The sequence below is a fragment of the Sagittula sp. genome, assembly GCF_052825245.1.
This window is the reverse complement of the sequence record NZ_JBRBWD010000014.1, coordinates 137,036-158,348: the sequence shown is the minus strand read 5'-3', so window position 1 is coordinate 158,348 and position 21,313 is coordinate 137,036. Positions and strand designations below refer to the sequence as shown.

The window sequence follows — 21,313 nt, the reverse complement described above, 5'->3', positions numbered from 1 at the left end:
AAAATACCTGAACGGCCGTCGTGTCGGGCCAGCGGAGCGCCTGAGGTCTTGCCTGCAAGTTGGATTTGACTGGCTGGGCATCTGGTCTGGCGAGCGTGCGGCGATGGTCAGCCAGCGATCCCGTCGCGCAGGCGGCGGAGGTGGTCCGGGATGTCCCGCGCCGTGATTTCCGCCTCCTTCACGAGGTGGTCGAAATGCGCGGTGAAGACCGCGATCCGGTCGCTGTCGCGGAAGGCGAGGTAGTTGCGGCCAAGGTAGAGGACCGCCAGCAGCGGGCCGAACACCGTCAGCGGCGCGGAATAGAGGCGCCGGGCATCGTAGAGCGTCACCCGCAGCCGCGGGTAGAGCGCCTCCGTCAGGTCGATCATCAGGTCGAGTTGTGCCCGTCTCAGGCCTGGCGCCAGCCCGGCGTAATACCCCGTGGCCCCGGCGAAGGCCTCGATCTCCGACATGGGAAGAGCGATCTCGTAGTCGGAATGCGAGGCGCGCATCCAGTTCAGCCGGTCGGTGGAGGCGTTGATCGCCTGTTCGGTCGTACGGCCCAGGTGCGGCGTGTATTCCCAGTTGAGCAGTGCCCGGGTCTTGAGCATGTCGGGCAGGGCCGGGGGCACGTAGCGGATCTTGTAGCCCTCCGCCTCGCGGTGCCACGCAAAGATCTGTTCGTCGACCAGCGCGCGGGGGGCCTCGGTCATCGTCAGCGAGGTGGCCAGCAGGTCGGCGGCGCGTTCGGGCCGCTCCGACAGCCCCAGGAGCCAGTCCGCCGAGACCCCGAGCGCCTGCGCGCAGCTGCCGACGAGGTGGGCGTTGGGCAGGCGGGCGCCTTCATCCTTCAGGAGTTGTGAAATCGTCGAGCGGTCGACGCCGATCGCGCGGGCCAGCGCGGTCTGGTTGGTCTCGGCCCTCTCCATGGCGCGTATCAGCCGGGAGCGGAGCAGGGCGGCACGGGCGCGTTTGTCGAGAATCTGCTGCATGGCGTGACAAATATCACTGAACGGGAAATTTGTGAACCATACTCAGAATGGCCGGATGCGCGCGTCCGCGTTACCGCTGCTGACAGAAACAGTCGGGGGCAGGATGGGCAAGCGGGCGAGATATATGGGTCGGTTGAAGGTCCGGGAGCCGTTCAGAGCCGAGCGCGGGGGCGTTTCCACTGCCCGATCACGCCAAGCACTGGCCCCCGCAACCGCCGCGGCATGTCCGGCGTGCCCTGTCCAACAATCTGACCATATCTGCCGGAGGTCTCATGCCTGAGGGCCTCATCCCGCGCCTCGCGGACCGGTTTCGTGGTGTCGAATGGCCGACGCTCGGCCTTCTTGCGGTCTGTTACGGGCTTTGGGCGCTCGGCACCACGGCCGCTGCCGAGGTCTGGCTGCCGCTGGGCATGGCGCTGGTCACGGCGACCACGGCGCTGCATTCCTCGCTGACGCATGAGATGCTGCACGGACATCCTTTCCGGTCCCGCGTCCTGAACGGCGCGCTGGTCTTTCCGGCGCTGACGCTGGTCGTGCCCTACCTGCGCTTCAAGGACACCCACCTGGCGCATCATCGCGATTCGATCCTGACCGATCCCTACGACGATCCCGAAAGCAATTACCTCGACCCGAAGGTCTGGGCGCGACTGCCTGCCGTGGTCCGCCGGGTGCTGCGCTGGAACAACACCCTTGCGGGACGGCTGACGATCGGACCGCTGCTGGGGACCGTCGCCTTCTTCACCTCCGACCTCGCGGCGTTGCGGCGCGGCGACCGGCGCGTCTGGCTGGGCTGGCTGCTGCATGTGCCGGCCGTCGCGGTCGTCCTGATCTGGATGGGCGTGGCCGGCCAGATGCCGTGGTGGGCCTTCGGGCTGTCGGTCTACGGCGCGCTGGCGATCCTGAAGATCCGGACCTTCCTCGAACATCGCGCCCACGAGGACGCGCGCGGCCGCACCGTGGTGATCGAGGACAGGGGGCCGCTCGCGCTGCTGTTCCTCAACAACAACCTGCATGTCGTGCACCACATGCACGCCATGGTCCCGTGGTACCGGCTGCCGCGCCTCTACCGTGAGAACCGCCAGCGCTACCTGAGCCGGAACGCCGGCTACCGCTATGCCTCCTACGCCGAGGTCTTCCGCCGCTACTTCTGGCGCGCCAAGGATCCGGTGCCGCACCCGCTCTGGCCGCGCTGAGGCTCTGGACGGCGCCCGGCGAACGGGGCATTGGTCGCGCATGGACTTGTGGATCCTCGCCACCCTTTCCGCGGCAACCTTTCAGACCGTGCGATTCATGCTGCAGAAGGTGCTGGCCGGCGGACGGCTGAGCGCCGTCGGCAGCACCTTCGCCCGTTTCGCCTATGCGAGCCCCGCCGGGCTGGTGGTGCTGGGGCTGGTGCTCTGGACACGCGGGCAGGCGCTGCCGCAGATCATGCCCGCCTTCTGGGGATGGGCGCTGTTCGGCGGGCTGGGGCAGATCCTCGCCACCGTCTTCGTGGTGATGACCTTCCGGACCCGCAACTTCGCGGTCGGCATCACCCTGAAGAAGACGGAGGTCATCCTGACCGCGCTCCTCGGTCTGGTCGTACTGGGCGAGGCGCTGTCCCTCGCGGGCTGGCTGGGGATCTGCGTGGGGCTCATGGGCGTGCTGCTGCTGTCGGGCACGCCGGAGATCGAGGGCAACCTCCTGCGGCAGCTCCGCAGCCCGGCGGTGCTCTACGGTCTGGGATCGGGGCTGTTCTTTGCCGTGGCGGGGGTCGGCTACCGCGCCGCGACGCTGTCGGTGGCGAGCGAAGACCCGATCCTGCGCGCCGCCGTGGCGCTGGTCTGGGTGACCACCGGGCAGGCGCTGATCATGGCCGCCTGGCTGGCCTGGCGCGAACCGGGTGAGATTGCCCGCGTCTGGCAGGCGCGCGGGACCGCCGCCTGGCTTGGGGTGACCTCGGCGGCGGGATCGCTCAGCTGGTTCACCGCCTTCACCCTGCAGACCGCCGCCTACGTCTATGCGGTGGGGCAGGTGGAACTGATCCTGAGCCTCGCCGCCAGCGTACTGTGGTTCCGCGAAAAGGTCAGCACCCGCGAACTGCTGGGCATCGCCGTCCTCACCGTCTCGGTCGTGACGCTCGCGCTGGTCGCCTGACCGGCGCCCCTCCTTCATCTTGGCAACAATACCTCGGGGTCCGGGGCAGAGCCCCGGCCGCGTCCCACGCGCACCCAAGCCGGTAAAATGCGCCCCCACCCGGACCCCGCATGCTTGGTCTTCGCGGCACCCGTCTATTTGTAATCCTGGACATGAGTGCCGCCCAGGGCGGTGTGCAGCGCGCCCATCTGATCCAGGTTCCAGCCGGAGGCCGGGCTGCGGGCATCGTGTCAAATCGCCGTGCCCGGCCGGGTGATGACCCCGTTGAGCGCAATGCCGGTGGTCCGGACCTCGCGCGTCGTATGGGGCTTGCCGGGCGCGGCAGACACCTCCGATCCGCGTCCGGGCCGCGCCGCACACGAGGGCTGATTTTCGGGCTTGCACATATCCGAGTGTTTTTATAGGAATTGATCGACCCAGCCAGACGACGCTGTCCGCCAGGTCCGGAAAGGAGCCGCAACAGGCTCCGTGTTCAGGTCTGGAGGTGCGGTCATGGAAACCGGAAGTCAGCGATGCTTCGATGCAAAGCGCGGTACGCCCATCGGGGCGCTGGGGCTGAAGCCCGCGGAATTCATCGTCCTCAACATTGCGCGTCACTACTTCGGGGCGTTCTCGGACCCGGCGGAGCACGGCTGGTTGCAGGCCGCCTCCGACGCCTTGGCGTGTTTCGGTCCCGAGCGGGGGCCGCGCGCCGCGATGGCGGTGTTGTCCGCGGTTCAGTCGATGCGGCAGGCACGCGTATCGGTGTTCCGCTTCAACTCGGCGCGCTGTCCGCGCTGTTCGGCCTTCGTCAGCGACCATGAGCGGATGTTCCTGACCACCATGAGGGCCGTGGTGCGCGGCAACGAGGTCGCGGCGGCGGGACATGCGATGCTGTTGTGCGAAGGAAACGATCACTCCGGTTTCCTGCGCGCGCTGGCAGTTCTGGCCGATGACTGCGGACTGTTCGCGGGCGGCAATGGCGCCGCCCGCGCCGATCTTGTCGACGCCCCTCCTCACGCGGGGCTTTGACAGGCGCCCCTGTCGACGCGCCGGCGAGGTTCCCTCCCCGCTTGGAATCGGATCGACAGGGGCACATTTTTGCAAGGGTCGCCAAACGGCGAAGGCTTTGGCCACGACAAGCAGGACCGCACGAGGCCGGATTAACTCGACCGAGGCCTGTCAGGCGCAGGGGCGGGCAGGGTCCTGTCGGGCAGACGGGCAGCAGAAAAAGAAGAAGGGCCGGTCGCTTTCGACCGGCCCTTACCGCATGTCGTGACGATCCGGCGTCAGAGCGTCGGGTAGATCGGGAACTTGGCGCAGAGGGCAGCGACCTCGGCCTTCACCTTATCCTCGACCTCGCCGTTGCCGTCCTCACCGTTGGCGGCCAGCCCGTCGACCACCTCGATGATCCAGTCGGCGATCTGGCGGAACTCGGCCTCCATGAAGCCGCGCGTGGTGCCCGCCGGGGAACCCAGACGGATGCCGGAGGTGATCGTCGGCTTTTCCGGATCGAACGGCACGCCGTTCTTGTTGCAGGTGATGTGGGCCCGACCGAGCGCCTTCTCGGTGGCGTTGCCCTTCACGCCCTTGGGACGCAGGTCCACCAGCACGACGTGGGTGTCGGTGCCGTGGGTCACGGTGTCGAGGCCGCCCTTGATGAGCTGGTCCGACAGCGCCTGCGCGTTGGCGATGACGTTCTTGGCGTAGGTCTTGAACTCGGGGCGCAGCGCCTCGCCGAAGGCCACGGCCTTGGCGGCGATGACGTGCATCAGCGGACCGCCCTGGATGCCCGGGAAGATCGCGGAGTTGACCTTCTTGGCGATGTCCTCGTCGTTCGTCAGGATCATGCCGCCGCGCGGGCCGCGCAGGGTCTTGTGCGTGGTGGTCGTCGCGACATGGGCGTGCGGGAACGGGCTCGGGTGCTCGCCCGCGGCCACGAGGCCTGCGAAGTGCGCCATGTCCACGTGCAGGTAGGCGCCGACCATGTCGGCGATCTCACGCATCTTCGCGAAGTCGATCTGGCGCGGGATGGCAGAACCGCCGGCCACGATGATCTTCGGCTGGTGTTCCTTGGCCAGCGCCTCCACCTGATCGTAGTCGAGGCGGTTGTCCTGCTGGCGCACGCCGTACTGGATGGCGTTGAACCACTTGCCCGACTGGTTGGGCTTTGCGCCGTGGGTCAGGTGGCCTCCCGCGTCGAGCGACATGCCGAGGATGGTGTCGCCCGGCTTGATCAGCGCCTGGAACACGCCCTGGTTGGCCTGCGAACCGGAGTTCGGCTGGACGTTGGCGAATTCGCAGGAGAACAGCTGCTTGGCGCGCTCGATGGCCAGTTCCTCGGCCACGTCGACCCACTGGCATCCGCCGTAGTAGCGGCGGCCCGGGTAGCCCTCGGCGTACTTGTTGGTCATCACCGAGCCCTGCGCCTGCATGACGGCACGGGACACGATGTTCTCGGACGCGATCAGCTCGATCTCGTCGCGCTGGCGGCCGAGTTCGCCGGTGATCGAGGCAAAGAGCTCGGGATCGCGGGAGGAGAGGTCTTCGGTGAAGAAACCGTCGTCGCGGTGGGGGGCGTTCATGGCCGTGTCTCCTGTTGAGGGGTGGGCGTGCGTTGCGGGCGTCTTAAAGGAAAGCCGGACCGGGTCAAATACGGCAAAACGACTTAGTGTAATATTCTTGCGGCATCTCTGGTCCCCCACGGCAACTTGTGCTTCCATCCGCGCCAAGGGGGGCGTTCCGGAAACGTCGTCCCGGAACGGAGACCGGACGCCACATGACGCTACGCATCGCCTTCTGCGCATCCCGCGCGCCCATCGCGCAGGCGGCCCTGGCCGCGCTGACGCGGCGCTATGGCTGCCACGCAGAGCAGGGCGCGGACGTGATCGTGGCGCTTGGCGGCGACGGGTTCATGCTGCACACCATGCACCGCACGCAGGAAATCGCCGCGCCGGTCTACGGCATGAACCGCGGCACCGTGGGTTTCCTGATGAACGAGTATTCCGAGCACGGGCTGGTCGAACGGCTGACCGCGGCGGAAGAGGCGGTGATCAACCCGCTGGGCATGCGCGCTCATTGCGCCGACGGCACGCGGCACATGGGGCTGGCGATCAACGAGGTGTCGCTGCTGCGCGCCGGGCCGCAGGCGGCGAAGCTGAAGATCAGCGTGGACGGCAAGGTGCGCCTGCCGGAACTGGTCTGCGACGGTGCGCTGCTGGCGACGCCCGCGGGGTCGACGGCCTACAACTATTCCGCCCACGGGCCGATCCTGCCCATCGGCGCGGACGTGCTGGCGCTGACGGCCGTGGCGGCTTTCCGGCCAAGGCGCTGGCGCGGGGCTCTGCTGCCGAAGGCGGCGGAGGTCACCTTCGACGTGCTGGAGGCCGAGAAGCGCCCGGTCATGGCTGAGGCCGACAGCGTCGCCGTGCGCAACGTGGTGCAGGTGCACATCCGGTCGGAGCCGGGCGTGGTCCACCGGGTGCTGTTCGACCCGGGCCACGGGCTGGAGGAACGGCTGATCCAGGAGCAGTTCGTCTGAGGCAGGAGCGGGGCGCGGGCCGTCGGGCGGCACTGTTTGCTGACGCCAAGGCGCCCGCCCGCCGACCCGACGACCGCGCCTCCCGGTGAGCGACGCTCTGACCCTCGGTCGGAAGGGGCGGGCATGACGGATCGGAACGCACCGGGGCCCATGGCCCTGCCCAATGCGTGAGCGAAATTTCTCGCAATCCCGTGAAAGCTGATAGCCTGCCGCCAGCCCGCATACCCTGCCGAGTCGGGGCGCGGGCCGAACGGGAGGTATGTCGATGAAGAGAACACATGCGCTGGCGCTGGCATTGGCCGTGGTCGCGGGGCAGGCGGGCGCGGACTGCGCCACGGACGAGGCGATTGCAGCCTACGTCAAGGATTACATGGCGAAAGTGCCGGCAGCGGCCCTCGTCCCGGACGGGTCGATGGAGGACGCCCGCTGCACGCAGGACAAGCTGATCGAGGCGCTGGTGCCGGAAATGGGCGAGATCGTGGGCTACAAGGCCGGCTTGACCTCGGGACCCGCGCAGGAGCGGTTCGGCGTAACTGAGCCGGTGGCGGGCGTGCTCTATGCCGACATGCTGCTGGAAGACGGCGCCTCCGTGCCACTTTCCTTCGGCGCGCGGCCGCTGTTCGAGGCGGACCTGATCCTCGTCATCGGCGACGACGCGATCAACGATGCCACCACGCCGGAAGAGGCGATGGCCCATATCTCGGCGGTGCAGCCCTTCATCGAGCTGCCCGACCTTGTCTTCAAGGAAGGGGAGCCGATCAACGGGATCACCCTGACCGCCAACGGCGTGGCGCCGCGACTGGGGGTGCTGGGGACACCGATCCCGGTCGAGGACCCCGCCGCGATGCTGGAGGCGCTGGCCGCCATGCAGGTGACCGTCACGGACGCGGAGGGCACCGTGATGGCCGAGGCGCCGGGTGCGTCAGTGCTGGGCAACCCGGTGAACTCGGTGCTGTGGCTGATGTCCAAGGGCTACGCGATGAACGCGGGCGACCTCGTATCCGTGGGCTCCATCGGGCCGCTCCTGCCCCCGGCCAAGGCGCTGGGGAAGGCGACGGTCAGCTACGCCGGCCTGCCGGGCGATCCGCAGGTCTCCGTCACCTTCACGGAGTGACTGGCGCGCGGTCGGAGGTCGGGCCGCGAAAAAGCTGCCCGGCCATGAACCCCTGATTTACCCGGAGCATGGATAGTGCCAGCGACTCCCCTGCGCGGCGGCCGGATCGGTGTGCCCTGCGGCGGACGGATACACATAGGGGGCAACATGTGTTTCGTGGCAGGATGCGGCGTCGCGACGCCGGGCGGCGTGCGGCCGGTTGAGACGATCGTTCAGGGCGACCTCGTGCTGACCCACGACGAGCGGGCGGAGCCTGTGCTCTGGGTCGGCCTGACGCGGGTCACATGGGCCGAGCAGATGGGCAATGCGCGCAAACGCCCGGTGCGGATCGGCAAGGACGCATTGGGCCCCGGCGTGCCGGAGCGGGCCGTCATGGTCTCTCCGCAGCACAGGGTGCTGGTGCGGTCGCCGCTGGTCGCCCGGGCGGCCAGAGGGGGGGAGGCGTTGGTGCCCGCACTGTCGCTCACCGCGCTGCCCGCGGTGCGGCAGATGCCCTCGCTGCCCGGTCTCGACTATGTCCACATCGCCTGCGCGCGCCACGTCCTTCTGCTGGCAGAGGGGGTCGCGGTGGAGACGGCGCTGCCCGAACCGCTGGCTTTGCAGGAGATGAACCCCGTGCAGCGCGAGGCGCTGGTGGCGGCGGTGGGGCAGGCGGAACCGGGGTGGCCCGTGCTGAGCATGCGCAAGGCGGAGCGTGTGGTGGAGCGGTCGATGGCCCGCGGCGCGCCGCTTGTCGTCGCGGAACGCGGTACCGACCTTCGCCACAAGGCGTCCGGCTGACACCTGCGCGGCGGGCAGGGGCGTTGCATCGCGCGCCCTGGCCTGCATGGCGCTGACCCGCCTTTGCCCGCAGCCAGGGCAAAGACGCGCACCTTTTCGCGGGTATCTGTGTCGCAGGGGAACGGGGCTTGCTCGTCGCGGAAATGGTGCCATGTTGCGCAGCGATGGGGCCGCGTGGCCCGGGACTACTTGAGGGCTGCGCATGGTGCACCAACTCTCCCGCCCGTTCGATGCGGAGAACGACATTCTTCTGGGCGAGGCCGGTGGCCGTGTCGAGATCACCTGGTACGTCGATTACACCTGTCCGCACACACGCCGGATACGCGACATCCTGAGACGGTCGCCCGCCCGGTTCGGGCGTGACGGGGCTTCGGTCGCCGTCCGGTTCATCATTCCGCACAACGACGAGGACGGTGCAGCCATCGCTGCGCGGGCCGCCGTCGCCGCGCACCGGCAGGACCGGTTCTCCGACATGCACCGCGCGCTGTTCGATGCGCCGCCGGACTACTCCGTCGAAACGGTGGAGGAACTGGCACGCGACCTCGACCTCGATATGAAGCGGTTCCGGGAGGACATGGCGGAGGCCGACGCCAAGCTGGAGGCCGACCGCGATTCGCTTGGCGACACCTCCGACCTGCACATGCCGCTGATCTTCATCGACGGACGCTTCTACGAAGGGGCGTGGGACGAGACCGCGCTGATCGAGGCCATCGAGCAGCCGCTGGGCGTGCGCCTGTCGCTGGCGGGCAACGACTTCTTCCACTGGGCGGCCTCGGCGGGCCTAGTGCTGATCCTCGCCACGCTGGCGGCGCTGGTGGTGGCCAACATCGGCTGGCACGACGCCTACGAGGAGCTGCGCGAGACAGACTTCACCCTGATGTTCGGCGAGCGGAGCTTTGCCCTGCCGCTGGAGATGTGGGTCAACGACGGTCTGATGGCGCTGTTCTTCCTGCTTGTGGGCATCGAGATCAAGCGGGAGTTTGTCTTTGGCGAACTCAGCGACCGTGACAGGGCGATCATGCCGATCATCGGCGCGCTCGGCGGGATGATCGTGCCCGCGCTTCTGTATACGGCGGTCAACTTCGGCGGCGAGGCGGCGCATGGCTGGGGCGTGCCCATGGCGACCGACATCGCCTTCACGCTGGGGATCATGGCGCTTCTGGGGAACAAGGTGCCGACCTCGCTGAAGGTGTTCGTCTCGGCGCTGGCGATTGCCGACGACCTGGGCGCGATCCTCGTCATCGCGGTCTTCTATGGCGAGGGGTTCCACCTGACGCAGTTCCTGATCGCTTGCGGCGTCACGGGCGTGATGGCGGTGCTTGCGGTGGGGCGGGTCTACAACCGGATGCCCTACATGCTGCTGGGCGTGGTGCTGTGGTACTTCATCCACGAAAGCGGGCTGCACGCGACGCTGGCGGGCGTGATCACCGCGGCGGTCCTGCCGTCGCGTCGGCCGGCGGACGGGCGCAGCGTCGCCATGCAGGCCGTGGCCATCGTCGACGGCGAGGAAGACACGGAGAACATGAACGACTCCGCCGTGCGGCGGCTGCAGAACGCGGTCGACCGGCTGCGCGAACCGGGCTTTCACCTGCAGGAGGCGCTGGAGGCCTATTCGAACTTCATCATCCTGCCGCTCTTTGCCTTCTTCAACACCGGGCTGCTCATCATCGGGTCGAGCTTCTCTCCCTTTGCGCCGGAAAGCCTTGGGGTGATGCTGGGGCTCTACATCGGCAAACCGCTGGGGATCGTGGGCATCGTCTGGCTGGCGACGAAGCTGGGCATCGCCCGACTGTCGTCGGAGATCAGCTGGACACAGATGGTCGGCGCGGGCTTCCTCGCGGGGGTCGGCTTCACCATGTCGATCTTCATCAGCTCTGCCGCCTTCGAGGGCGGGCAACTCGAAAGCGTGAAGCTGGCGGTGCTGATCACCTCGACCGCGGCGGCGATCACCGGGTCGCTGATCCTTTGGTTCGCGCCGAAGATCGGCGGCAAGGCGGAATGAGAAAGGCCCGGCGCGTGGCCGGGCCTTTGGGGAACGCTGTGGATGCGCCGCGTTACCTAGCGTAGCCGAGGGTCTGCAGCGCTTCCCTGATCTCGTCGAGGATGGCGGGATCGTCGATGGTGGCGGGCGTCTTGAACTCTTCGTTGTCGGCGATCTTGACCATCGTCGCGCGGAGGATCTTGCCGGAGCGGGTCTTGGGCAGGCGGTCGACCACGCAGGCCAGCTTGAACGCCGCCACCGGGCCGATCTGGTCGCGCACCAGCTTCACGCATTCCTTCACGATTTCCTCGTGCGGGCGGTTCACACCGGACGACAGGCACAGGAAGCCCAGCGGCAACTGCCCCTTGAGATCGTCGGTCACGCCGATCACCGCGCATTCGGCCACGTCCGGATGGCTGGCGAGGACCTCTTCCATGCCGCCGGTGGACAGGCGGTGGCCCGCGACGTTGATGACGTCATCGGTGCGCGCCATGATGTAGACATAGCCGTCGTCGTCGATCATGCCCGCGTCGCCGGTCTCGTAATATCCCGGGAAGTGGTCGAGATAGGCCTTGCGGAACCGCGGTTCGGCGTTCCAGAGCGTCGGCAGCGTGCCCGGGGGCAGCGGCAGCTTCACCGCGATGGCGCCCAGTTCGCCCTTGGGCATCGGGTGCCCGGCCTCGTCGAGGATGTGAATCTCGTACCCCGGCATCGGCACGGCGGGAGAGCCGAGCTTCGTCGGCAGTTCCTCGATGCCCAGCGGGTTGCCCGCGATGCACCAGCCGGTTTCGGTCTGCCACCAGTGGTCGATCACCGGGACCTTCAGCTGCTCCTGCGCCCATTCGATGGTGGCCGGATCGGCGCGTTCGCCCGCAAGGTACACGGCGCGCAGGCCGGAGAGGTCGTACTTGCCGACGTATTCGCCCTTCGGATCCTCGCGCTTCACCGCGCGGAAAGCGGTGGGCGCGGTGAAGAAGCTCTTGACCTTGTGCTCGGAGATGACGCGCCAGAAGGTGCCCGCGTCGGGGGTACCTACCGGCTTGCCCTCGAAGACGATGGTGGTGTTGCCGTGGATCAGGGGGCCGTAGCAGATGTAGCTGTGGCCCACGACCCAGCCCACGTCCGAGGCGGCCCAGAACACGTCGCCGGGATCGACGTTGTAGAGGTTCTTCATCGACCAGTTCAGCGCCACGAGGTGGCCGCCGGTGTGGCGCACGACGCCCTTCGGCTGGCCGGTGGTGCCGGAGGTGTAGAGGATATAGGCCGGGTGGTTGCCCTCCACCGGGACGCATTCGGCGGGCTGCACGCCGTACTGGAAGCCGTGCCAGTTGTAGTCGCGCCCTTCGACCAGCGCCGCCACTTCCTGCTCGCGCTGGAAGATCACGCAGAAGTCGGGCTTGTGCTTCGCCTGGTCGATGGCGGAATCCAGTAGCGGTTTGTAGTGCACGACACAGCCGGGTTCCATCCCGCAGGAGGCGGCGATGATCGCCTTGGGTTGCGCGTCGTCGATGCGGACGGCCAGTTCGTGCGCAGCGAAGCCGCCGAACACCACGGAGTGGATCGCGCCGAGGCGCGCACAGGCCAGCATCGCCTCCAGCGCCTCGGGGATCATCGGCATGTAGATGATGACGCGGTCGCCCTTCTCGATCCCCTTGGCGCGCAGCGCGCCGGCCAGCATGGCGACACGGTTGCGCAGCTCGACGTAGGAGATCTCCCGCTTGGTGTGGGTGATCGGGCTGTCGTAGATGATTGCGGTCTGTTCGCCGCGGCCCTGCTCGACGTGCCGGTCCACCGCGTTCCAGCAGGTGTTGACCATGCCGTCCGCGAACCATTCGTACAGGTTGTCGCCCTTGTCGAAGAGGGCCTTGGAAGGCTTCTGCGTCCAGTCGATGGCCTCTGCGGCCTCCATCCAGAATGCCTCCGGGTCGGCTTTCCAACCCTGGTAAACCTCGTTGTAGCCCATGGTGTCCTCCTCTCGGGTCTCCCTCTTGCATAGCGGCTTAGGCGGGAGGCGGCCTTTCAGGCAAGACTGTTGGCGTCGGTCAGGACAGATTACCGCAGAGACTTTGCGATTCTCGCGTGTTTGACCCTGCAAATATTTGCAAATCCGCGGAAAACAGACAGGTTTCCTGCGAAGATTTCCTGAGTTTGCAAATCTTGGGGCGGGGGGTGCAAAGTTGCTGAGTCGGTCGGCCGGACGCTTGACCGGGCGCGCGGCCCGTGGCCTCCTCCGGTCATGAGAGCAGCGAAGACAGGTTTGGCCACGCGGGTGGCGGTGGTGGCTCTGGCGCTGGCCCATGCGGCAGGCGGGGCGCAGGCGGACTGGACGTACCAGGCAGGACCGGAAGAGGGACGGCACGCGGGTTTTGTCTGTGCGGAGGGCACGGGGGAGCGGTCGGGTGAACGGCTGTGCTTCGGGCTGTCGTGCAACGCAGGCAGCGCACTGGCCTTCGGGATGAGCGCCGAGGGCGCCGCCGACCTGCTGGCGCGTTCGGAGGTCGACGTGCAGATCTTTGCCGGGCCGCGCGTGCTGGCGCCCCTGAGGTTCCACACCATCGGGCTGGGCACCTTCGAAGCCCCGCTGGAAGAGGCGCACCTGCCCGGGCTCGAACGGCTGAAGGCGGGCGCCCGGATGGAACTGCGCTACTGGGAAGCCTACGACGCGCCGCCGGCGGTCTGGCGCTTTCCGCTGACCGGGTCGCGCACCACCATCGAGACGCTGGAAGAGGTCTGCCCGATGCCCGACTTCGCGGCGCAGGAAAGGGCGGCCCGCACCGAGGCCGATCCGGGCGCAAAGGTGCTGGCCGACATGCGCGAAGCCTGCGCCGTCCTTGGCGGAGAGGTCACGGTCGGCGCGGGCTATGCCACGCCCATCGATCTCGACGGTGCAGGGGCGGCGGACCTGGCGCTGAACCACGGCGCGCTGTCCTGTTCCGCGGCCGAGGATCTGGTCTGCGGACCGGCGGGGTGCCTGCGGTCGGTCTGGCAGGCGCAGGAGGACGGGCAATTCCTGCGCGTCTTCCTGAACACCGCGCAGGGCATTGCCGCCGAGGCACCGGGCAGCCTGCGCTTCACCTTCTCGGGGTCGCTGTGCGGGCGCGTCGGCGCGGGACCCTGTGAACAGGTCTGGTCGCTGCGGGACGGAGAGATGGCGCCCGTGGAATGATCCCGGAACGTTGCCGGGTCAGGAGCAGGGGTGCTGGGTGACGTAGGCGGCGTAGATCCAGCCGTCGATCAGGATGCCTGCCTTGTCCGCCCTGACCTTCAGCCAGTTGCCGTCCAGGTCGTATGCATAGACCAGTTGCCCGTCGAAGAGCTTTTCCTTCATGGCGCTGTCGGTGGTGTGCGAGTGGCGCACGGCCAGCCATTTGTCCTGCGTTCGGGCGACGTTCACCGTGCCGCAGATGAAAGCGCCGCGGGTCAGGTCCACCCGGTCGCCGGTCGTCGCCTTGCTTTGTTCGGGGGCGGCGACGATGATCAGGACGGTGAGCGAGGCCGCCACGAAGACCAGAAAGACACCGACCTGAACGATGGGCGTGTTGTCCCGGAACAGCAGGTAAATCAGGACGAACATGCAGGCGACGATCAGAGCGGACAGCTTCCAATTGTCAGTCACGGCGTCAACCACCGCGGGAAGTAACTTCAGCAGGTCGTACATGGCAAGACGGCCCTGTGGAAACACGAAAAGAAACGACGACAGCATACTCCGGGCTGCCTTGGGGTCAACCGTTGCGTGTTCCCGCAGGGGGTCTTCAGCTGTAGTGCTGCACCGGGGTTCCGGCAATCGCGGCCATGTTCAGAAGGCCGCGGGGCGTGATCGCGGGTGTCACGATATGCGCGCGGTTGCCCATGCCCATCAGGATCGGCCCGACCTCGAGCGCACCGGCCTTCATCTTGAGGATGTTGCGCACGGCAGAGGCGGCGTCGGCCTGTCCGAAGACCAGCACGTTGGCGCTGCCCTGCATCCGGTTCCCGGGCAGCAGGCGGTCGCGCAACTCGGGGTCGAGCGCGGCATCGACGTTCATCTCGCCCTCGTAGCAGAAGTCGCATTCGCGGGCGTCGAGAATCTCCAGCGCCTCGCGCAGGCGAGGGCCGGAGCCCTCGGTCTGGTTGCCGAAGGACGACTGCGAACAAAGGGCGATGTTCGGTTTCAGACCAAAGCGGCGGACGTGGCGCGCGGCCCCGATGGCCGAAAGGGCAAGCTGATCCGGGGTCGGTATCGGATGGACGTGGGTGTCAGCGATGAACAGCGGCCCGTCCTCGAGAATCATCAGCGAGAGCGCGCCCTGCGGATGCAGGTGCTTGTTGCCCAGGACCTGCCGGATGTAGTTCAGGTGCCAGCTGTATTCGCCGAAGGTGCCGCATATCATCGAGTCCGCCTCGTCGCGGTGCACCATGATCGCCGCGATGGCGGTGGTGTTGGTGCGCATGATCGCGCGGGCGAGGTCGGGCGTCACGCCGCGCCGCGACATGATCTGGTGATAGGTCTCCCAGTAGTCGCGGTAGCGCGGATCGTTTTCCGGGTTCACGACGTGGAAGTCCTGATCGGGCCGGATCTTCAGGCCGTAGCGTTCGCAGCGGGCCTGCATGACCTCGGGCCGCCCGATGAGGATCGGCGTCTCGGTCGTCTCTTCCATGATCGCCTGCGCGGCGCGCAGCACGCGCTCGTCCTCGCCCTCTGCAAAGACGATCCGGCGGGAGGCGGTCAGCGCGGCCTCGAACACCGGGCGCATCAGCAGGGCCGACTTGTAGACCGACGCATCGAGGCGCCGCTTGTAGGCGTGGATGTCGTCCATCGGGCGCGTCGCCACGCCGGATTCCATCGCGGCCTTGGCCACCGCGGTCGACACGACGCCGGACAGGCGCGGGTCGAAGGGTTTGGGGATCAGGTAGTCGGCGCCGAAGGTCAGCTGTTCGCCCCGGTAGGCGGCGGCGGCCTCGGCGCTGGTGGTGGCGCGGGCGAGGGCGGCGATACCCTCGACGCAGGCGATCTCCATCTCGTCGTTGATCGTCGTGGCGCCCACGTCCAGCGCCCCCCGGAATATGAACGGGAAGCACAGCACGTTGTTCACCTGGTTGGGGAAGTCGCTGCGGCCGGTGGCGATGATCGCGTCTGGTTTTGCCTCGCGGGCGAGGTCGGGCATGATCTCGGGCGTCGGGTTGGCAAGGGCGAAGATGATCGGCTTGTCCGACATCCGCGCAACGTGCTCCGGCTTCAGCACGCCGGGGCCGGAGAGCCCGAGGAACAGGTCCGCGCCGTCGATCACGTCGTCAAGCGCGCGCAGGTCTGAGGGCTGGGCGAACTCCGCCTTCTGCGGGTTCATGTCCTCGGCCCGGCCCTCGTAGACCAGCCCGTGAATGTCGCAGAGCCATACGTTCTCGCGCTTGACGCCCAGCTTCAGCAGCATGTTCAGGCAGGCGATGCCCGCCGCGCCGCCGCCGGTGGAAACGACCTTGATGTCCTCGAAGGCCTTGCCCGCGACGTGCAGCGCGTTGGTGGCCGCCGCGCCGACGACGATGGCCGTGCCGTGCTGGTCGTCATGGAAGACGGGGATGTTCATCCGCTCGCGGCAGATCCTCTCGACGATGAAGCAGTCCGGCGCCTTGATGTCCTCGAGGTTGATGGCGCCGAAGGTCGGTTCGAGCGCGCAGACGATGTCGGCCAGCTTCTCGGGGTCGGGTTCGTTCACCTCGATGTCGAAGCAGTCGATGTTGGCGAACTTCTTGAAGAGGACGGCCTTGCCTTCCATCACCGGCTTTGACGCCAGCGCACCGATGTTGCCCAGACCCAGGACCGCCGTTCCGTTCGATACCACCGCCACGAGGTTGCCGCGCGTGGTGTAGCGGGCGGCGTTGGCCGGATCGGCCTTGATCTCGAGGCAGGCCTCGGCGACGCCGGGCGAATACGCGCGTGAGAGGTCGCGCCCGTTGGCCAGCGGTTTCGTCGCACGGATCTCGAGTTTCCCGGGTTTGGGGTTCTCATGGTAGAACAGAGCCGCGTCGCGCAGGGTCTCCTTGGCGGTGTCGTGCTTTGAATCGCTCATCGGACGGCCTCCTCTCAATATTGGTTCAGCGTTAAACCAATGTCTCGCGCGATGGGTCTTGTGGCAGGGCGATACAGCCTCGGACCCTTTCCGACAAGGCTTTTCACGGTCCCCGGGTGACGCGCAGAGAAGGGTTGCAAATGGCGGGGCACAGGGGAAACATGGCCGGACCTGACCAATGAGAGGACCGTCATGTCTCTGGCCGATGCCGCGCGCAGCGTGCGTGAAAATGCCTATGTGCCCTATTCGCATTTCAAGGTGGGCGCCGCGCTGAAGACGCCCTCCGGCGCCGTGCACGTCGGCTGCAACGTGGAGAACGTGGCCTATCCCGAAGGCACCTGCGCCGAGGCCGGGGCGATTGCCGCGATGGTCGCCGCGGGCGAGACCGAGATCGTCGAGGCCTACGTGATCGCCGACAGCCCGCACCCGGTGCCGCCCTGCGGCGGCTGCCGCCAGAAGTTGATGGAATTCGCGAAGGGCGGGGTGAAGGTCACGCTGGCGACGGTCGACGGGCAGGAGTTCGTGACCACGGTGGCCGACCTGCTGCCGGGCGCCTTCACCAACACGCACATGGACAAGGCAGGCGGGGAGGCATGAGCGACGCGCGCGCCGTCATCGCCCATTTGAGGCGGGGAGAGGAGCCCTCTGCCCGCGACCTCGCGTGGTTCGCGCAGGGGCTGGCCGATGGCACGGTGAGCGCGGCACAGGGCGGGGCCTTTGCCATGGGTATCTGCCTGCGCGGCCTTTCGGAGGCGGGCCGGGTCGCGCTGACGCTGGCCATGCGGGATTCGGGGCGCGTGCTGGACTGGGACCTGCCGGGTCCGGTGGTCGACAAGCATTCGACCGGCGGCGTGGGCGATTGCGTGTCGCTGGTGCTGGCGCCGATGCTGGCGTGCTGCGGCGTCTACGTGCCGATGATCTCGGGCCGGGGGCTGGGCCACACGGGCGGCACGCTCGACAAGCTGGAGGCGATCCCCGGCTATTCGGTGTCACCTGATGAGGACCGCCTGCGCGCCATCGTGGCCGAGGTGGGCTGCGCCATCGTCTCGGCCAGCGCGGACATCGCACCGGCCGACAAGCGCCTATACGCCATCCGCGACGTGTCGGGCACGGTCGAGAGCCTCGACCTCATCACCGCCTCGATCCTGTCGAAGAAGCTGGCGGCGGGGTTACAGGCGCTGGTGCTGGATGTGAAGTGCGGCTCCGGCGCGTTCATGAAAACGCCGGAGGAGGCGCGCGCGCTGGCGCAGGCGCTGGTCGGCACGGCGAACGCTGCCGGGTGCCCCACCACGGCGCTGCTCACCGACATGTCGCAGCCGCTCGTGCCCTCGCTCGGCAACGCGCTGGAGGTCGATATCAGCATGGAGGTGCTGACCGGCGCCCGGAAGGGGCCGCTGCGCGAGCTGTCCGTGGCGCTCGGGGCAGAGCTGCTGGCGACGGCGGGTGTGCAGGACGGCACGACACGGCTGGAGGCATCGCTCGACAGCGGTGCCGCGGCAGAGCGGTTCGGCCAGATGGTCTATGCGCTCGGCGGGCCGCTCAGTTTCGTCGAGGACTGGCGCCGCTTCCTGCCGGAAGCCCCGGTGATTCAGGAGGTCACGGCGCGCGAAAGCGGGATCGTTGCCGCCATCGACGGCGAGGCGCTCGGCCTGACGGTGGTCGACCTCGGCGGCGGACGCCGGGTGGAGACGGACGAGGTCAACCCGGCGGTGGGCCTGACCGAGGTTGTCCGCTTGGGGCAGCGGGTCGAGAAGGGGCAACCGCTGGCCCGCGTGCACGCCGCCCGCGAAGGGCAGGCCGACCGTGCCGCGGCAGCCGTGCGCGCGGCCATCGTTTACGGCGACGCGCCCAAGCCGCGCGACGCGGTGCTGGAGCGGGTGGCATGACCCGCGCCTTCCTCGTGGTGATGGATTCCGTGGGCATCGGCGGCGCGCCGGACGCGGCGGAGTTCTTCAACAACGGTGTGCCGGACACCGGCGCCGACACGCTCGGCCATATCTTCGACGCCTGCGCGCGCGGCGAGGCCGAAGACGGGCGGAGCGGCCCGCTCTCGCTGCCCGTGCTTGCGGGGCTCGGTCTGTTCCATGCCGCCGATCTCGCAAGCGGCGGGGGTAGGGTGGGCCTTCGGGCCACCCCGCCGGTCGGGACATGGGGCGCGGCGACCGAGGTCTCGCAAGGCAAGGACACGCCCTCCGGCCATTGGGAGTTGGCCGGTCTGCCGGTGCCGTGGGACTGGACCTACTTCCCCGACACCGTGCCGGCCTTCCCCGACGACCTGACCGCGAAAGTCTGCGAGATCGCCGGGACCGACGGCATCCTCGCGAACTGCCACGGCTCCGGCACGGTGATGATCGAGCGCTTCGGGGATGAGCACGTCCGCACGGGACGGCCCATCTGCTACACCTCCGCCGACAGCGTGTTCCAGATCGCCGCGCACGAGGCGCACTTCGGCCTCGACCGGCTGTACGACCTTTGCGAACGGCTGGCCCCCATCCTGCACGACATGAAGGTGGGGCGGGTGATCGCGCGGCCCTTTGTGGGCGAGGCGGGGAACTACACGCGCACCACCAACCGCCACGACTATGCCATTCTGCCGCCCCGGCCGGTGCTGACCAACTGGGTGCAGGACGCGGGCCGTGCGGTCCATGCCATCGGCAAGATCGGCGACATCTTCTCCATGACCGGGATCGAGACCGTGGCCAAGGGGGCGGACAACACGCTGATGGAGCACTTGCACGCCGCGGTCGAGACGATGCCCGACGGGTCGTTCACCTTCGCCAACTTCGTCGAGTTCGACTCGCTCTACGGCCACCGCCGCAACGTGTCGGGCTATGCGCGGCACCTCGAATGGTTCGATGCGGGCATTGGGCGGCTCCTGCCGAAACTGCGGGACGGCGACCTGCTGGTCATCACCGCCGACCACGGCAACGATCCGACCTGGACCGGCACCGACCACACGCGCGAGCGGGTGCCGGTTCTGATCGCCGGGCGCGGCATGGGCGAGATCGGACAGGTGGGATTTGCCGATGTCGCGGCCAGCATCGCGGCACATCTTGGGGTCCCTTCACAGGGGCCGGGAAGGAGTTTCCTGTGAAAGATCCGGATTGGCGCGCGGACGAGGAGACCCTCGACCGCATCGGGAAGATGCCGAAGGTCGAGCTGCACCTGCATTTCGAGGGCGCGGCGCCGCCGTCGTTCATCCGCGGGCTTGCGAAGGAAAAGAAGGTCGACCTGAGCCGGGTCTTCCGGCCGGACGGCTCCTACGACTACCGCGACTTCTGGCACTTCCTCGAGGTCTACGAGGCCGCGACCTCGGTCCTGAAGACGCCCGAGGACTTCGCTCGCCTCTGCCGCGCGGTGCTGGAGGAAAGCGCCGCCAAGGGCGTGGTCTATTCGGAGACCTTCCTGAGCCCCGACTTCTGCGGTGGCGGCGACGTGTCGGCGTGGAAGGACTACCTTTTGGCGATCCGGGAAACCGCGGAGGCGGCGGAGCGCGACCTGGGCATCACGCTGCGCGGTATCGTCACGGCAATCCGTCATTTCGGTCCCGACAAGGCCCGGCAGACGGCGCTTTGCGCGGCCGAGACGGCGGGCGACTGGCTGACCGGCTTCGGTCTGGCCGGGGACGAAAAGAAGGGCAAGCAGCGCGACTTCGCCTGGGCCTTCGACTGCGCGCGGGAGGCGGGGCTGCGCCTGACCAGCCACGCCGGCGAATGGAACGGCCCGCAGGAGGTGCGCGAGGCGGTCGAGGACCTGGGCGTCGAACGCATCGGCCACGGCGTCCGCGCCTGGGGCGACCGCGCCTTGGTGGACATGCTGGCCGAGCGCGAGATCGTGCTGGAGGTCTGCCCGGGCTCCAACGTCTTCCTCGGGGTGTTCCCCTCGCTCGCCGCGCATCCGATCGCGAAACTGCGCGATGCGGGCGTGAAGGTCACGGTTTCGACCGATGATCCGCCATTCTTCCACACCACGATGCGCCGGGAGTTCGAAGACCTTGCGAAGACCTTCCATTGGGACGAAGAGGTGTTCGAGGAGCTGAACCGGACCGCGCTCGACGCCGCCTTCTGCGATGCGGCCACGCGTGACGCGGTCCTGAAAAGACTGGAGCCGAAATGACCCAACACCTGACCGTCGTCGATCACCCGCTGGTGCAGCACAAGCTGTCGATCATGCGCAACAAGGACACCTCCACCGCGTCCTTCCGCCAGCTCCTGCGGGAAATCAGCCACCTCCTGGCCTACGAGGTCACGCGCGATCTGCCCCTCACCAACGTGCGTATCGAGACGCCGCTGTGCGAGATGGACGCGCCGATGATCGAGGGAAAGAAGCTGGCGCTGGTGTCGATCCTGCGGGCGGGCAACGGTCTGCTCGACGGTATTCTGGAGTTGATCCCGGCGGCACGGGTGGGCTTCATCGGCCTCTACCGCGACGAGGAAACGCTGCAGCCGGTCCAGTATTACAACAAGCTGCCCGCCAACATGGAGGATCGGGTGACCATTCTCGTCGACCCGATGCTGGCGACGGGCAATTCCTCTGCCGCTGCGGTCGACCTGGTGAAGGCCGCGGGCGCGAAGGAGATTCGCTTCCTGTGCCTTCTGGCGGCGCCGGAAGGTGTGGCGCGGATGCAGGAAGCGCATCCTGACGTGCCTGTCGTGACCGCCGCGCTCGATCAGAGGTTGAACGAGAAGGGCTATATCGTTCCCGGACTGGGCGACGCGGGTGACCGGATGTTCGGGACGAAATAGTCCGTTTCCAAGCTGAACCTTG

At 67.7% G+C, this 21,313-nt stretch carries 18 protein-coding genes; 13 read left to right on the top strand and 5 right to left on the bottom strand.

Features of this window, described 5'->3' with window-relative positions; genetic code table 11:
* Window positions 1–107 precede the first annotated feature (107 nt).
* Window positions 108–971 (bottom strand): helix-turn-helix domain-containing protein, encoded by an 864-nt coding sequence (locus tag ACU0DV_RS04390; protein ID WP_446242483.1) that lies wholly within the window; start codon window positions 969–971, stop codon window positions 108–110.
* 272 nt (window positions 972–1,243) lie between these two features.
* On the opposite strand from ACU0DV_RS04390, the gene ACU0DV_RS04385 reads away from it, so the two are divergent.
* The 3 genes from ACU0DV_RS04385 (at window position 1,244) to ACU0DV_RS04375 (ending at window position 4,118) form a co-directional block, all read left to right on the top strand.
* Window positions 1,244–2,164 (top strand): fatty acid desaturase, encoded by a 921-nt coding sequence (locus ACU0DV_RS04385; protein ID WP_100927899.1) that lies wholly within the window; start codon window positions 1,244–1,246, stop codon window positions 2,162–2,164.
* 40 nt (window positions 2,165–2,204) lie between these two features.
* A complete protein-coding gene (locus tag ACU0DV_RS04380; protein WP_446242482.1) occupies window positions 2,205–3,107 on the top strand; it encodes a DMT family transporter in 903 nt (300 codons plus the stop codon).
* Between the two features lie 492 nt (window positions 3,108–3,599).
* Complete coding sequence (locus ACU0DV_RS04375) at window positions 3,600–4,118, top strand: hypothetical protein (RefSeq protein ID WP_100927897.1); 519 nt, start codon at window positions 3,600–3,602, stop codon at window positions 4,116–4,118.
* Window positions 4,119–4,375: 257 nt separating this feature from the next.
* Here the strand turns inward: ACU0DV_RS04375 and glyA are convergent, their stop codons facing one another.
* Window positions 4,376–5,671 (bottom strand): serine hydroxymethyltransferase, encoded by a 1,296-nt coding sequence (glyA, locus tag ACU0DV_RS04370; RefSeq protein WP_283982312.1) that lies wholly within the window; start codon window positions 5,669–5,671, stop codon window positions 4,376–4,378.
* A gap of 194 nt (window positions 5,672–5,865) precedes the next feature.
* On the opposite strand from glyA, the gene ACU0DV_RS04365 reads away from it, so the two are divergent.
* The 4 genes from ACU0DV_RS04365 (at window position 5,866) to nhaA (ending at window position 10,523) form a co-directional block, all read left to right on the top strand.
* Complete coding sequence (locus tag ACU0DV_RS04365; RefSeq protein WP_100927895.1) at window positions 5,866–6,627, top strand: NAD kinase; 762 nt, start codon at window positions 5,866–5,868, stop codon at window positions 6,625–6,627.
* A 265-nt stretch (window positions 6,628–6,892) separates the two neighbouring features.
* Window positions 6,893–7,741, top strand: coding sequence for a 2-keto-4-pentenoate hydratase (locus ACU0DV_RS04360; protein ID WP_446242481.1), 849 nt, complete (start codon window positions 6,893–6,895; stop codon window positions 7,739–7,741).
* 147 nt (window positions 7,742–7,888) lie between these two features.
* Window positions 7,889–8,521: a Hint domain-containing protein gene (locus tag ACU0DV_RS04355; RefSeq protein WP_446269995.1), complete on the top strand. Its 633-nt coding sequence runs from the start codon at window positions 7,889–7,891 to the stop codon at window positions 8,519–8,521.
* Between the two features lie 202 nt (window positions 8,522–8,723).
* Complete coding sequence (gene nhaA, locus ACU0DV_RS04350; RefSeq protein ID WP_446242479.1) at window positions 8,724–10,523, top strand: Na+/H+ antiporter NhaA; 1,800 nt, start codon at window positions 8,724–8,726, stop codon at window positions 10,521–10,523.
* Between the two features lie 52 nt (window positions 10,524–10,575).
* Here nhaA and prpE read toward each other — a convergent pair whose 3' ends face one another.
* Entirely contained in the window at window positions 10,576–12,465 is a 1,890-nt protein-coding gene (prpE, locus tag ACU0DV_RS04345; RefSeq protein ID WP_446242478.1) for a propionate-CoA ligase PrpE, read from the bottom strand.
* A gap of 294 nt (window positions 12,466–12,759) precedes the next feature.
* Between prpE and ACU0DV_RS04340 the strand changes: the two genes are divergently transcribed.
* A complete protein-coding gene (locus ACU0DV_RS04340) occupies window positions 12,760–13,668 on the top strand; it encodes a hypothetical protein (protein WP_446242477.1) in 909 nt (302 codons plus the stop codon).
* 18 nt (window positions 13,669–13,686) lie between these two features.
* Here ACU0DV_RS04340 and ACU0DV_RS04335 read toward each other — a convergent pair whose 3' ends face one another.
* Window positions 13,687–14,118, bottom strand: a complete 432-nt coding sequence (locus tag ACU0DV_RS04335) for a hypothetical protein (RefSeq protein WP_157814928.1) — start codon at window positions 14,116–14,118, stop codon at window positions 13,687–13,689.
* A 136-nt stretch (window positions 14,119–14,254) separates the two neighbouring features.
* The gene (locus ACU0DV_RS04330) at window positions 14,255–16,546 is read right to left on the bottom strand and encodes an NADP-dependent malic enzyme (protein WP_446242476.1); all 2,292 of its coding nucleotides are present in this window, start codon (window positions 16,544–16,546) and stop codon (window positions 14,255–14,257) included.
* Window positions 16,547–16,738: 192 nt separating this feature from the next.
* Here ACU0DV_RS04330 and ACU0DV_RS04325 point away from each other — a divergent pair, with 192 nt between their 5' ends.
* The 5 genes from ACU0DV_RS04325 to upp are packed head-to-tail and all read left to right on the top strand — an operon-like array spanning window position 16,739 to window position 21,291.
* Complete coding sequence (locus ACU0DV_RS04325) at window positions 16,739–17,143, top strand: cytidine deaminase (RefSeq protein ID WP_100927888.1); 405 nt, start codon at window positions 16,739–16,741, stop codon at window positions 17,141–17,143.
* A complete protein-coding gene (locus tag ACU0DV_RS04320) occupies window positions 17,140–18,432 on the top strand; it encodes a thymidine phosphorylase (protein ID WP_446242475.1) in 1,293 nt (430 codons plus the stop codon). Before ACU0DV_RS04325 ends, ACU0DV_RS04320 begins: the two co-directional genes overlap by 4 nt.
* On the top strand, window positions 18,429–19,640 hold the full coding sequence (locus ACU0DV_RS04315; RefSeq protein ID WP_446242474.1) for a phosphopentomutase: 1,212 nt from the start codon (window positions 18,429–18,431) through the stop codon (window positions 19,638–19,640). The genes ACU0DV_RS04320 and ACU0DV_RS04315 overlap by 4 nt, the downstream gene beginning before the upstream one ends.
* Before the next feature lie 50 nt (window positions 19,641–19,690).
* Entirely contained in the window at window positions 19,691–20,662 is a 972-nt protein-coding gene (locus tag ACU0DV_RS04310) for an adenosine deaminase (RefSeq protein ID WP_100930850.1), read from the top strand.
* Window positions 20,659–21,291 carry a uracil phosphoribosyltransferase gene (gene upp, locus ACU0DV_RS04305; protein ID WP_100927885.1) on the top strand — a complete coding sequence of 211 codons (633 nt, stop codon included), beginning with the start codon at window positions 20,659–20,661 and terminating at the stop codon, window positions 21,289–21,291. The genes ACU0DV_RS04310 and upp overlap by 4 nt, the downstream gene beginning before the upstream one ends.
* Window positions 21,292–21,313 lie beyond the last annotated feature (22 nt).